The sequence below is a fragment of the Teredinibacter turnerae T7901 genome, from assembly GCF_000023025.1.
GTDB classification, from domain to species: Bacteria; Pseudomonadota; Gammaproteobacteria; order Pseudomonadales; family Cellvibrionaceae; genus Teredinibacter; species Teredinibacter turnerae_B.
On sequence record NC_012997.1, the window covers coordinates 4,303,129 to 4,317,039 of the forward strand.

Sequence of the window (13,911 nt, forward strand, 5' to 3'; positions counted from 1 at the left end):
ATATGACCATAAAAAAAGCTCTGTGAGATTCACAGAGCTTTTTATCGAGCTATTAACCCGGCGATCAAATAGATGATCCTCTCTATTTATTCGCGCACCCTTGAAAAACTGACGAAAACATGTGAATTTTCTTATATTTCAAGGGTTTACATTACCCACCGGGCAATAGCGGTGCTTCCCTGCCCCGCTTATTAACTTCGCAATTTTCATTGCCAAGTTAATACACTCTACAAACCGCTAGGCACGTTGTTTACAACATTTCTACGGACACTGATTCTGCACCGCTCGACAATGTTGCTGGGGATTATTTCGCTGGGTAAGCGCCCACCGTGCGCTGCGCTGATTTCTTGCTCCAACCCAGCAGTTTGGTGACGTCCGCCGGTATAGAGACAGACTTGTCTATTGGCAAAGCTTCGCGCAAATCAAAGTTACGTAAATCAGATGCTTTAAACAGGCTTCGCGCCGAGCCATCCAGTTGCAGGCCGTGTTTATCGTAGCCCGCGCCCTGTTGAAAGGCGGCTAGATCACTGTAGCCCACTTCGCAGTTTTCGGCTTTTCTATCAATCCAGTTAACTAACGGCGCCGCCGCTGCACTGTATTCATTATGCGGGCGCACATACACATTGCCGTCTACGGCTGCCATTGGTGAATCCGGCAACTTGGTACACACTTTTGGCCATTGCTCAATACGCAATAGCGCGCCGGTGTCAAAGCCGTCCGCAACCATCAGGTTTTTCTCAAATACATGACCAAAGCGTTCTTCCACACCGGGTCCGGTTGCCGGGTGCCAGTCGAAGTGGTCGCCCTGGGCACTGCGCTCAGTACGGGAAATCCGTGCGGGGCTGTTCACAAAGGTATTGTTATACACGTAGGAGTCTGCTGAGTTCAAAATCCACATGCCCAACTGGTTGCTATTGAATACGTTTCCAGTAACCGTTACACCCTGTGAAATTTCAAACATAAACGCAACGTTCGCACCTTCAACATAGTTGTTGATAAATACCCCGTCGCGGTTACCCACGTCGTACCAGACACCGTTAGAGTTTGGGTGGTCAAGCAACAGGTTATCGCGCACCACAACTCGGTGAGTCTGATTAATAATTTTCACCGCCGAAGCAAAGTAACCGGTGATGTTTTCGATATTGTTGCGGGTAACAATATTGCGTTCCAGCAAGACGTCGGACGATCCAATCACATAGATAGCCTCAGTGCTGGTATCGCTAAACAGTGAGTTGCGAATAACCAGTCCGTCGCCACGGAAATACCCGGCCACGCGACCACAGAACGAGATAGTCACGTTTTCCAACAGGGTGCCCACCACTTCTTTACCATAGGTCGCCGGGTCAGCTGGGCCAATCGGCTCGTCGACGGGTTCGTCTAAATGGGTAAAGTGGCGCTTGCCTTCAATGGCGAGTGCTGTCCAGGCGTATTGGGTGAACGTAATACCCAGAATTTGCGGACCTTTTTTGTCCGCCTCTTTGCCGTGAACCTTGGCAGTGGTGCGAGTAACCGCCGTATCGTGCGCGGTAATTTCCACGGTGTGACCTTTGGGGTCCGTACCGATATACACGCGCTTCTTATCGTAATCGATGTAGTAATTGTCTGCGGTGAGTTCTTTTACACTACCCGCAGATTGCAGAAAACGGCCATCGATAAACACCAGATCGTTATTGAACCGGTGCATAGGGGTGCGCGCTTCTTCCCGCTCGCGACGCCACCAGAACATTGGCTTGGAGGGGAACAGTTTCTCCCAGGATGTTTGCCAAACCCCTTCCCCCGCAGATTTCCAGACAGTGGCGACTTCCGTCCCCTTCAACACTGGCTTTTCATCCGCGTAGGGTTGCAGGGTAATACCCTGATTAAGCTCCAGATTACCGGTGCGATAGACACCACCACGCAGAATCACCGCATCGCCAGTAACGACACGGGAGATAGCGGCCTCCAGCGTCGTCGGCTTGTCGATGGACGAACCATCCGCATCAGGCGTGCCGTTGGGCGCAACATAAATCACATTGCCAGATTTCGGCACGCTGTAGGATTTTTCCACAGGCCCATAGGGGCCGCCCGAAGGCTGCGCAAAAACAGACATTGCCGCTAACGCCGGCATCAGAAGTAAAAGACAAAGAATCCGCTTGGCGGAGAAATATTTGAGAGGCATCAGGGCTACCTACTTATGGTTGTTGGTGTATAGGACTGTTCGTTTCTATTTATTTGACGAATGAACATGAGGGAGCCGACGGCAGAGTAAAAACTCCAGTACATCACGATAACTGCTGTGCAGCAGTGGCTCCACGGCGCGTTTACAACTGTCGCTCAAGGCGTGCGCTGTAAACCTATGCACGCATCTATAGTAGCGCATCTGACGCCAACAGCGGGTAAGGAGCGACTGTTTTTAGAGGTTCCAGAGAGATTGGGCATAATTATATCTACACACGACTAATTTTCACTCAACCGCTCGCCATACACAGCAGCTCTACTGAGCCTGCAGCCAGCGACAGCGGTGAACCACCACAGCGACACAGATAAGCATCACCGGCACTCAATTCACCTATGTACCTTGAATTGTCGCTGCTATGCATTGAGCCGCACGCACCAGGCTTGCATCATCAAGCGCACCCGTCAGACACACACGAATATATCTGGGCGCCGCGCGCTTATCGACACAGAAAGCATTCGAGGGTAACACCAACACGCCCTGCTTTTTTAGCGCAAGAACCAATTCCCCTGTGCGCCATTGCGCCGGGACTTTCACCCAAAGCTGCCCGCAGTGACGATGCGCGTTGTATTCCAGGCTTTTAAGGTGAGGCACAACCAGCATATGACGGCGTTGAATCTCAATTTTCTGCTGCTCGGCAACGGCTGCAAGAATGCCGCTATTGATCCAGTGAGAGGCTATGCCGTGCGCCAGCGGGTTAGGCATCCAACTGGTCGCACGCAGCGTTTTGGCAACATGTTCAAGTAACGATCTAGGCGGCGCCATGTAGCCGACACGTATTCCGGCCGCAATCACTTTACTTAAACTGGAAATAAATACCGTACGTTCTGGAGCAAGATTTTTCAACGCTGGAATTTGTGCAGGTGCGAGCGCACTACCTGCGCCATCTTCAATTATCATTATGTTGTGTCGGTTGCAGACATCCACCAGGGCTTCACGCCGTTCCCTCGACAAAATAACGGAAGTCGGGTTTTGAAACGACGGAGTGCAATAAAGGGTGGATATTTTTTGTTTACTACAGGCTGCGTCCAACGCCGCAGGTAAAATACCCTGTTCGTCCATGGCGATACCTGCAAGCCGCAAGCGCAATCGTTTAGCGAGCGAAATCATCCCCGGGTAACTCAAAAATTCCGCCGCAAGTGTCTCCCCTTCTTTTAACAATGTCATCAATGCGCACATTAACGCGTGCTGCGCGCCATTGGTACAGACGACCTCGTCTAGCTCAACAGATATACCGCACTGATTCATCCAAAGCGCGCCACTGTGTCGATAAGCGTCAATACCGGTATCCGGTGTATAGCCGATCAGTGCCGCCAATTGCGATTGATCTTTCTGCAAGGCGTCCATCGCCTGAGAAATTAAATTGGCAGTACCAAAATCGATGGCTAAATTACGGCTAAGATCAATGAAGTGCGCATACGTTGCAGGCACATTGGTGAATTCATCGTCCAATCGCTGTCGATTGTTTTCATCGTTAATGTAAGTACCATCGCCTACCCGCGAAACCACCAACCCCATTTTTGCCAGCTCGCGATATGCACGAGACACAGTGCCGGGGGTTACATCCAGTGCATCCGCCAAAATTCTATGCGCGGGCAGCCTAAATCCGGCTTTTACAACGCCTTGATTAATTGCCTGCTTAAACCCCAGTGCCATGCGCAAATAAATGTGCCCAGTTTCGTTATTTAATGAATCCTTCAAAAACTCGGCAATTGACACGGTGTCATTATTCTCGTTGACCCTCATAGAATCTCCATACTAAGATGCTCCGCGACGTTTTTTTAAAATTAAAAAACTTTTTTCAAGGACTAAAAAAATGGCTATAACCCAACGACAACTCCGAATTTTTTGGCAGAGTTCCCTGGTTACCGCCATTCTCTATTCTGTTGTATGCCTAACCTGGGGAACGACGTGGCTAGGCATAAAAGTCGCGGTAGACAGCATTCCGCCACTTACCGCCTCAGGCGCCAGATTTGTAATTGCGTTTCCGTTCTTGCTCATCATTTGTTTACTGGCGCGAGCGCCCGTATTTTTTCCGAAAAATCGACGCGTCTTTTTTGTGTTGCTCACCGTGTTTTATTTCTCCGTTCCTTATTACTTCATCAGCTATGGCGAACAATATGTGTCATCGGGGCTCACTTCGCTCCTTTTCAGCACCATGCCTATTTTTTCCATCATATTTTCAGCGCTGCTGCTCAACGAAAAAATAAAAGTCAATCAGGTCGTCGGCATTACAATCGGGTTTGGTTGCCTGGTAGTAATCCTTAAATCGGAAGGACTGATTTTTACGCACACGGGCCTCACAGGGGTGCTGGCTATTCTCAGCGCAGCCATGATGCACGGCTTCTTGTATGTCTTTTCCAAAAAAAATGCTTCCGACATCAACGTATTTACTTTTAATACCCTGCCAGTCGGGCTTGCCGGATTCCTTTTGTGTGGCGCAGGCCTTGTGGTTGAAAAACCAGATCTAAGCACTGCGAGCCAGGCCAGTTGGATAGCCTTGTTGTACCTGGGGGTTGTCGCATCTGCGGGGGGCTTTATCGTGTATTTTTATCTACTCAAACGCATGAGCCCGATTATTCTGTCGTTCATCTTCATTATTTTTCCCGTGGTGGCGGTCGGCATTGGCGCGCTATACGAAAACAAAACTGTGACGCCGGAATTCTTCATTTTCTCTTCACTTATGCTTATCGGATTTGGCTTAACAAAGCTCCCCATCGATACCTTAAAAAGGCGACTGGAAAACATATACGGCACAGAGCGGTCAGCAAAACCCGCATATAGAAGGTAAGGCCATAAAAATCTAAAACGGACGGATCACCAAGAAAAAAATCTTTTAAAAAGTGTAAAAACTGTTACGGGTTCAAATCCCAGGATCTTAGATTTGCAATTTTAATTGCGAAGGGGTGAGCGCGCGCTCAAAAAATGGGAAAACTGCTGCTATTCACTGAGCAATGAAATTTGCGAATTTAACAGACGGCAAAGGACAGCAGCACCATTGCAGCAAGGGCAATGCAAGCCCTTGAGGAATTGGAAAATCTATACGTTTCACCAACACTTCAGAGGCACACGACAATATAAGCGGGATTATTGAATCGGCGAATTAATAGTGATTAGCAAAAGTGTTAACACCGTAACACTTTTTAGCAACGAAAGACACATTTAATTACAGGCGACAATCGATGTTAGACAACACCTTGCTAGCGAATATTTACGCTCACGGCGAAAAAACCTATCCAGAAGAATCTTGCGGATTTATTGCGGCAGACGGAACGGTCTACGAAGGCACTAATATTCAGAACGACCTTAACAAACGTGACCCTGCTCTTTACCCACGCACAGCAAAAAATGGTTACAGTTTTTCTATCAAAGATGTACGCGCTCTTGAGGGAAGCTTTTCCTCTGCCAACCCCGCGACCATCATCTACCACTCACACCCCGACGTAGGGGCATATTTTAGCAGCGAAGATAAAGACAAGGCCCTCTACATGGGGGAGCCGATCTACGACGTGAATTATCTCGTTGCGGATATTAACAACGGCTGCGCGCGCGGAGCGAAACTTTTCGCCTATCGCAACGGCGATTACACCTGTATCGCCCAATACGATGCGCATGGATTTTTACAAACGGAAACAGAGTAGGAGATTGTGTATGGCTAAGATCATTGTTCCAGATCGCGTCGCGAAAATTGTAAAACTCGACACTAATGAATTTGACGTACCTGCGGCAAATACCGTCGAGGATGCATTAGTCGCTGTTTGTGAACAAGTGGATGCATTAAAAGCCCACTTTTTTCACCCCAACGGGGAGTTTAAAAATCACTTTATGCTGGTTATAAACGACGAACACGGCAGCCTCTCCCAGTCAGTGGCAAGCGATTCCACGGTGGAAATTTTGCTCGCCACATCCGGCGGCATAGATCTGACTCCGGCGGAACTTAGCAAAGAGGAAGTCGAACGCTATTCCCGCCATTTGTTGTTGCCTAACGTCGGTCGCAAAGGCCAGGGCAGACTGAAAGCCGCGCGCGTTTTAATTATCGGTACCGGCGGTTTAGGTTCGCCTATCGCCCTGTACTTAGCCGCAGCTGGCGTAGGAACATTGGGGCTCATCGATTTCGATGTCGTCGAGGAGAGCAACCTCCAACGACAAATTGTGCACGGCCATACCACCATCGGCGAACTTAAGGTTGAATCGGCTAAAACCCGCTTACTTGATATTAACAAACACCTCAATATTCAAACCCACACCTGCGCCCTCTCACCCGATAACGCTTTCGACATAATTGCGGATTACGACCTGGTTATTGATGGCTCTGACAACTTTGCCACCCGCTACCTGGTAAACGACGCCTGCGTACTCCTTGAAAAGCCCTTGGTTTCTGGTTCGATTCACCAATTCGATGGCCAGATAAGCGTATTTAACCACGACGGCGGACCTTGCTACCGCTGTGTTTTTCCCGAAAGCCCGCCAGCTGAGCTTGCACCAAATTGCAGTGCCGGTGGTGTTATTGGCGTGCTACCCGGTGTCGTCGGCACAATACAGGCGACCGAGGCGGTAAAAATTTTGTTGGATATGGGCGAATCACTCGCCGGTAAATTATTGCGTTTTGATGCGCTCGGTATGAACTTTCGCAGTGTGAAAGTTAAAAAAGACCCGCACTGCAAAGCCTGTGCAAATAAAGAAGCAATTAAACAATTCACTTACACCCCCCAAACATGCAGCGACAGCAGCTCGGAGCTCACTATGTTGACTGAACACAACTATATTCAAACCACCGACCTTGCTCACATGATGCAAGACCCCGCGATGATGCAAGACTCCGTACTCCTGGATGTACGCGACATGCAGGAACTCGAAATTTGCGTATTGCCCGAGGTTATCAATATTCCACTGGGCGAGTTGGAAGACCAGCTGTTTAGACTCGACAAATCACAAACCCACTACATCATCTGCCTGGCTGGACGTCGCGCCGAGCGCGCTGCTGACCTGATGCTCAAGCACGGCTTCTCCAAAGTATATGTGCTGCGCGAGGGTATGGTTGGCTGGACCCGTGATATAGACACCAGCATGCCAATCTATTAGGAGAATGCTGCTGGATGATTTATCAGAATATTTTAGAAACGGTCGGCAACACCCCGGTTATCACGTTGCAAAAGCTTTCCCGCGAACTGGGTGTCAATGTTTTTTTAAAAATGGAAAGCTTTAACCCCGGCGGTAGCCATAAAGTTAGAATTGCGTTGGGGATGATTAAAGACGCGGAAAAGCGCGGCATCCTCAAACCCAATAGCGGTCAGGTTATTCTGGAGCCCAGCGGTGGTAATACCGGAATAGGCCTTGCGATGGCTGCAAATATTTTAGGCTATAAACTTGTGCTGGTCATTCCCGATAATTACAGTGTAGAAAAACAACGCTTACTCCATCTTTATGGAGCTGATGTTATTTTGTCGGACAGTACACGGGGAAATAACTCGCACGGCGAATTAGCCTGGGAAATTCAGTTATCGAACCCCGATTACGTGATGCTAAATCAGCAGAAAAATCCGGCTAACCCACAAACTCACAGAGAAACCACCTCACAGGAAATTGTCGAAGATTTTTCTCGACTGGGATTGTCCTATTTTGTCGGTGGCATCGGCACCGGAGGCCATATCACCGGCGTGGGAGAAATACTGAAAAAGCGCTGGCCCGAACTCAAAGTCATTGGCGTTGAGCCGGAAGGTTGCGACCTTAGAAATAATATTCATGCGCCCCATGATCTTCAGGGATTGTCGGTTGGCATAGTACCGGATGTACTTAATGTTGGCCTGCTGGACGATACAGTACAAATTCGCACCGCCGATTGTAAATCCATGGTCAAACGGATTCTTCGCAACGAAGGGATCAGTCTTGGTTTATCGTCAGCAGCCAATCTGGTTGCTATTTCACAACTCGCAAAACGAGAGATTCCACAAAACAGCAATGTTATCGCCCTGGCCTATGACCAGGTAGATTCGTATCTGAATTATTTTTCTGAGTAGGCACGCGCCAAGGTGGGGTTATGACTTTTTCCACAACTGCCATGAGTATGGAAAGCAAACTAACCAGTATTATTTACCAACACCTCACAGGGTTCGAAATAAAGTGCATTAAAGATATGGGCCTTTTTCCATTTGGCACGTCGAGCACACTGGTTCGGGATCTCATGGATGATCTGCAAGCGTTTGCAGAAAAAGATCCGGCTGCCGGCGGCCGATTGGACCTACTTTTGGAGAACTCTTCATCATTTTTGGCGATTGTATATTACCGTATCGCCCACTTTTTCTGGCTAGCCGGCGCGCATGAGCCTGGCATGGAACATTTGGCGGTAAGGATCTCTGAAGTCAGTAAACGGACTTTGGGAATCGATATCCATCACGCGGCCCGTATTGGTAAACGGTTCGTATTGGATCACGCCTTCGGTACCGTCATTGGCGAAACCTGCTGTATTGGCAAAGATTGCTATATCCTCGGCGGCGTTATTCTCGGCGCTTACGGCATCTCGGGCAATGCATCAAACAAGCGCCACCCAACGCTTGGGGATCGCGTGCAGATCGGCTCTAACGCGCGCCTTCTCGGCCCTATCGATATTGGTGACGATGTTTTTATCAGCCCCAATTGCGTCGTCACAAAAAGTATTCCCGCTGGAACACGGGTTTCTATTGTCAACCAAATCCAGATTAATAAATCCCACCTGCCCGCACAGCCACCGTTTACGAAAGTGTATGGCTCGCTGGTGCATCAAAATGAAGTTGTACTGCTATGCAACGGTTTTACTCGATTGTCGGCTAGCATAGTTGACAACAACCACACAGAAATATCCGCAATTAACGTTATTCCCCAGTCCTCTCACGAGCATGTGGTTGTGTTAAAAATGGAACTCGTAGAAGATATTGATCACTCCAGTTATGCGGAACCGCTACACCTGCAACTAAAGGACGATGGACACGAAATAACGTTAATCAGCCCGCCACAGTTGACCCATATGCTGCGTAACATGACCATAAATGCGAAAGGACGATTAAATGAGTCTGCATGAATTAGTCACCCACCCCATCTACGATGACGAACCTTACAGTAAAACGCTGGAAGCCAGTTTGCTTGCAATTAAAGAGAATTTCGCACTTTTTGATAAAACCATTTTTTATCCGCTTGGTGGCGGTCAGCCTGGCGATACGGGCACCCTTGAGTTTCCCGACGGCACCAGCCGAAACGTCACCAATACCTACCGGGATAGAGAGCAGACCCAACAAATCTGGCTGGAGCTGGACACACCGCTGAGCGAGGAACACATTGGTCTCTCTGCTTTACAAACGCTGAACTGGGATCGTCGTTACCGCCACATGCAATTTCACACGTGCCTGCATCTGTTATGTGCGCTGGTTGATGCTCCTGTAACTGGCTGCAATATCAGTGAAGACAAAGCGCGCCTGGACTTCGACCTGCCTGAGCCTAGTGTTACTAAAGAAGGGATTACCGAAGAACTCAACGCCCTGATTCAAAAAGCCGCGGCCGTCACACCCGCAAGCATTACCCCAGAAGAACTTGCCAGTAACACAGACCTGATAAAGTCCGCCGACGTCGCCCCACCCGCCTACAATGGCCGCATTCGACTCGTAAAAATCGAGGGAATCGACACCCAACCCTGCGGCGGAACCCATGTAAAAACCACCAGTGAAATAAATACCGTGGTATGTACGAAAATTAAAAAAGTGAGTAAAAGCAATCGACGGATTGAAATCAGTTGGAGGTGAGAGCCTGCCAGTTTTTATCAAAAATACGATGCGGATACGCAGTAGGATCAAAATCGACTAATCACATTCCCAGGTATTTTTGTCACTTCGCATGGATGAATTAATTGGCCGATAGGCATTTAGTTAATCGAAAAACTATAGTTTGAAGGATATTAGAGGGAGCGAGATATCCGAAGGTACATCCCTGCCGATTCGACAATTTAGGGTACACGCTCTTCACATTCAGGCGAGGCTACAACGGCGATCCAGCCAATTAAACCAGCACTCTTAATGGAATCGAGCTAGGTATAAAAAAGCCGCGGCAAGCTTATTTGGCGAGGCTTTTTAAAATTTGCCCTAAGATGTGCCTGAAAAATTCGGGCACTACGAATGTAATGTGAGTATTTGTGGATTATAGGAAAACATTATAAAAATACCTGCCTACACCCACCTAACTCCAGTCATTTTTATCAAAAACCTATAAGCTATTTCATAGGGAAAGTTTATAAAAATCCCTAGATTGACTAATTTCTACCTAATCATATCCCAGCCAAACTATTCAGCAAGGTTAAATTCCCCCTCGCCGGGGTTAATGCATTTGATGAGAGGCCCAGCGCTCGACCTGTTTGAGCCCAGGTTAACTCAGGCTACTTTTCAATCAATTACGTTAACCATGCTTAACTCCGCGTAATTCTTCACCCATAAATGGGCGATGGCAGTTCGGGGTACGCCCGATATATGTGAAGAAACACCCTTTCAGTGATATCTGAAATCTCATCATCTTCATATTGCGCAACGGGCAACCCTGTTCTATCGTCGTAGAGAAAATCAAATATCTGCTGCTTCACCGCATCGCGAGTCGATTCTTTCTGCTGCCAGTTCGCAACTTTCAGCCGCTCTGCCTTTAGCGTTTCCAGCAAAGTAGTGGCAACCTGTTTTATCTTGGCAATCTCATTTGGCTGCAAATTCTGCTTACTAAGGAGATCAAACAATACCAAGGACTCTTCATCTAGGCCTTCTCTGATAGCGCGCTTCTCCTCATGAGAAAGCTCTTCATTGAGCTTTAACAGCGCCTCAAAAGTTTTTTCGATAACAACGCGATCCTTTTCCTGGTTATATTCCTTAACCAATTTTTCGTAGTGCTCTTGATAATCCGTACGTAGCGGGTTCTGCATCATAAGCCGGGCCAGCTTCTTCTCAACCGCAGCTTTCAGCGATTGCACTGTTGTATTCTTTCGCTCTGACCGGGAAAATTCCTGACGAAGCTTCTCAAAATCGATCTTGCTGATATCGTAAACTCGATCACCATCCGGTTTTGGTTCTTTGATTTTACGTGAAGTATCGATGCTACCGTCAACAATCTCGTACAGCTCTTTCATGATGTCGGAGATGTCGGCTATCTCTTTATCTGCCTGCAAACTCTTGTAGAGTATGTTTATTGCATCGCGCATATCACGATAGCCATTAACGCCCGGCACGTTAATGCAGGCTTTAAACTTGTTGAATACCTCTCTGGCCATCACTTCGAAACGCTTCCGTGTTTCGTCATTTTGATTGATGATTTCCTTGGCCTGCGCTATCGCTGCATTTTTGGCAAAGCCTGTTTCTGTATTAATCCGGCTTATCTCAAAACCATGCTTTCGTAAAAACTCAGCAACCAAACTGATCGATTCATTAAGGCTCTCCAGTAACTCCTCATTGGGCTTGGCGGGTTCATTTTCGCCCTCACCGCTGTCGTGACCTTCGTCGCCAGCACCGGCGAAGGTCGCCAGCGCTTTACGCAGGTTTTTCAGTATGCCGCAATAATCCACGATTAAACCATTGTTTTTGCCTTCCGCTACCCGATTTGCCCTGGCAATGGCTTGCATCAAGGTATGCGCCTTCAACGGCTTGTCTAAATAGAGGGTGGAAAGTGTTGGCACATCAAAGCCGGTTAACCACATGGCACACACGAATGCCACTCTGAATGGGTGCTCGCTGGATTTAAAGGCTTCTTCCATGTCTAGTCGAGAGCCATCAACCAGTTCAAATCCGGCTTTGAGCAACTGGCGGTGAGGCTTGATATCCAGCCCCCATTTTTCGAACTTGGCAACTTCGCCTTGCTCTTCACTAACCACAACTGCCATCAGCGTTTCTTTCATCCACACCAATTGGCGCCCTTGCCAGGCCATGTCCTGCTCATCCGTAGCCGACGCAAGTGCTTTTTCTTTGGTTTTAATCTCCTGCTGCCAGTAAAAATCAATCAACTTATGCATCCGTACACAAGTGATCTTGTCGAGGCACACAAGCATTGCCTTGCCGGTTTCCCAAGCGTTGGCATAGTGAGCCACAAAGTCACGCGCTATCTGATCCAGTCGACTGGTTGCAGTGATAATGTGATAATCACGCTTCAGCTCTCTCTCCAACCTTTGCTGAACGTCTACATCTTCAATTTCCAACTGATCCAGCTTTTCCGCTATGCGCTCATTGATGCCTTTGGGGTCCGCAACCGTATGCTCGTTACCATCTTCATCGGTAAACATCAATTCTTCACCACGGGCATCGTAGTACAAGGGCACTGTCGCCTTATCCTCAACGGCCCTCTGGAAATCATAGGTGGAGATGTAATCACCAAAAACCTTCTTAGTTATCTCATCATCTTTGAATAGTGGCGTTCCGGTGAAGCCGATAAAACTGGCATTGGGCAAGGCGTTGCGCATGTTTAGCGACAAGGTGCCATATTGCGTGCGGTGAGCTTCGTCGGTGATGACGATAATGTCGTCACGCTCGGAATAAGGCTTTTTGGGGTCGACCTTATCGTTAAATTTTTGAATGAGAGTGAACACAACGGCTTTTTGCTGGCCGATCAGCGCCTTGAGGTCTTTCTCGCTATCCGCTCGGCAGGGGTCTTTATCGTTATCGACCAAGCCACAACCTGCAAAGGTTTTATAAATTTGCGTGTCTAAATCCTCGCGGTCGGTTAGCACCACAAAGGTATAGTTGCCTCCTAACTTTCGATGGACCATCTGGGCGAAAAATACTATCGAATAGGACTTTCCAGAACCCTGAGTGTGCCAGAAAACTCCCAGTTTACCCAAGCGTTTACCCCGATTGGCAACGGCATCAATTGCACGACTAACGCCGAGGTATTGATGATTACGGGCAACGATTTTCATCAAACGACCAGAACTCTGGTCAAACAAGGTGAAGTTTTCGAAGATGTCCATAAGGTTAGTCTTGGAACAGGTTCCCTTCAGCAAGGTCTCCATATCCACCACGCCTGGTTCATTCTCTTTCAATCGCTTCCAGTCATTGAAATGCTCAAATTTACTGGAAACGGAGCCAATCTTGGCGTCAATGCCATTGCCCAAGATAATAAAGGCGTTGTGATAAAACAGGTGCGGGACGGTGTCTTTGTAGTCCGCAAGATTTTGCTCATAGGCCGCACGAATATCCTTGTGAACGTTTTTCACCTCCATAAACAGCAGCGGAATACCGTTTACAAAGCCGACAAGGTCTGCTCTTCGACGATAAATTTCGCCTTTGATCCAAAACTCTCGCACTAGCAAAAAATGATTGTTTTCGTAGTTGTCGAAATCAAACAGGCGAAGACGCCTCTTTACACGCTCACCTTTGTCGTTGTGGAAGCTCACCTCCACCCCATTCTTATGGAGGGAATACTTCTCCTTATTGACAGCAACAATATTGGTGGACAATGGCGTTTCACAGACCACGCGCAAAGCCTCTTGGTAGGCGATGTCGGGCAGGTCTGGGTTTAGCTCAATCAGTTTCGCGCCCAAATAACGCGTTAACACAACCTCCTGCTCTGACAGCCGACCTAAATCACCTTCCTGGCCCAGTTTTTCATACATGCCCAGGACAGATTCATCCCATTGCAACTGATTCAGCAAGTAGTCAGCGGTGACTTCCTGAACCAGGGTTTCTTCTGTCATGGCCATAAGTAAATCC

General features: G+C 48.1%; 9 protein-coding genes. 6 read left to right on the forward strand and 3 right to left on the reverse strand.

All coding sequences use genetic code 11. From position 1 onward, the window contains the following. Nucleotides 1-304: 304 nt before the first annotated feature. Nucleotides 305-2,107 carry a right-handed parallel beta-helix repeat-containing protein gene (locus TERTU_RS17310; protein WP_041590304.1) on the reverse strand — a complete coding sequence of 601 codons (1,803 nt, stop codon included), beginning with the start codon at nucleotides 2,105-2,107 and terminating at the stop codon, nucleotides 305-307. Nucleotides 2,108-2,548: 441 nt separating this feature from the next. Next, entirely contained in the window at nucleotides 2,549-3,961 is a 1,413-nt protein-coding gene (locus TERTU_RS17315) for an aminotransferase-like domain-containing protein (protein ID WP_015816916.1), read from the reverse strand. Nucleotides 3,962-4,031: 70 nt separating this feature from the next. Between TERTU_RS17315 and TERTU_RS17320 the strand changes: the two genes are divergently transcribed. The 6 genes from TERTU_RS17320 to TERTU_RS17340 all read left to right on the forward strand — a co-directional run bounded on the left by TERTU_RS17320 (nucleotide 4,032) and on the right by TERTU_RS17340 (nucleotide 9,984). Beyond that, a complete protein-coding gene (locus TERTU_RS17320) occupies nucleotides 4,032-5,006 on the forward strand; it encodes a DMT family transporter (RefSeq protein WP_015820787.1) in 975 nt (324 codons plus the stop codon). A 391-nt stretch (nucleotides 5,007-5,397) separates the two neighbouring features. Further along, nucleotides 5,398-5,856, forward strand: a complete 459-nt coding sequence (locus TERTU_RS22265; RefSeq protein ID WP_015820552.1) for a M67 family metallopeptidase — start codon at nucleotides 5,398-5,400, stop codon at nucleotides 5,854-5,856. A gap of 10 nt (nucleotides 5,857-5,866) precedes the next feature. Beyond that, nucleotides 5,867-7,297 (forward strand): molybdopterin-synthase adenylyltransferase MoeB, encoded by a 1,431-nt coding sequence (moeB, locus tag TERTU_RS17325; protein ID WP_015819075.1) that lies wholly within the window; start codon nucleotides 5,867-5,869, stop codon nucleotides 7,295-7,297. Nucleotides 7,298-7,311: 14 nt separating this feature from the next. Beyond that, nucleotides 7,312-8,232: a PLP-dependent cysteine synthase family protein gene (locus TERTU_RS17330; RefSeq protein WP_015819661.1), complete on the forward strand. Its 921-nt coding sequence runs from the start codon at nucleotides 7,312-7,314 to the stop codon at nucleotides 8,230-8,232. Between the two features lie 20 nt (nucleotides 8,233-8,252). Continuing rightward, nucleotides 8,253-9,269 (forward strand): serine O-acetyltransferase, encoded by a 1,017-nt coding sequence (locus TERTU_RS17335; protein ID WP_015818766.1) that lies wholly within the window; start codon nucleotides 8,253-8,255, stop codon nucleotides 9,267-9,269. Then, a complete protein-coding gene (locus tag TERTU_RS17340) occupies nucleotides 9,256-9,984 on the forward strand; it encodes an alanyl-tRNA editing protein (RefSeq protein ID WP_015818739.1) in 729 nt (242 codons plus the stop codon). Before TERTU_RS17335 ends, TERTU_RS17340 begins: the two co-directional genes overlap by 14 nt. A gap of 674 nt (nucleotides 9,985-10,658) precedes the next feature. On the opposite strand, the gene TERTU_RS17345 is transcribed toward TERTU_RS17340, so the two are convergent. Further along, the gene (locus TERTU_RS17345) at nucleotides 10,659-13,901 is read right to left on the reverse strand and encodes a type I restriction endonuclease subunit R (protein ID WP_015819374.1); all 3,243 of its coding nucleotides are present in this window, start codon (nucleotides 13,899-13,901) and stop codon (nucleotides 10,659-10,661) included. Nucleotides 13,902-13,911: the final 10 nt, after the last annotated feature.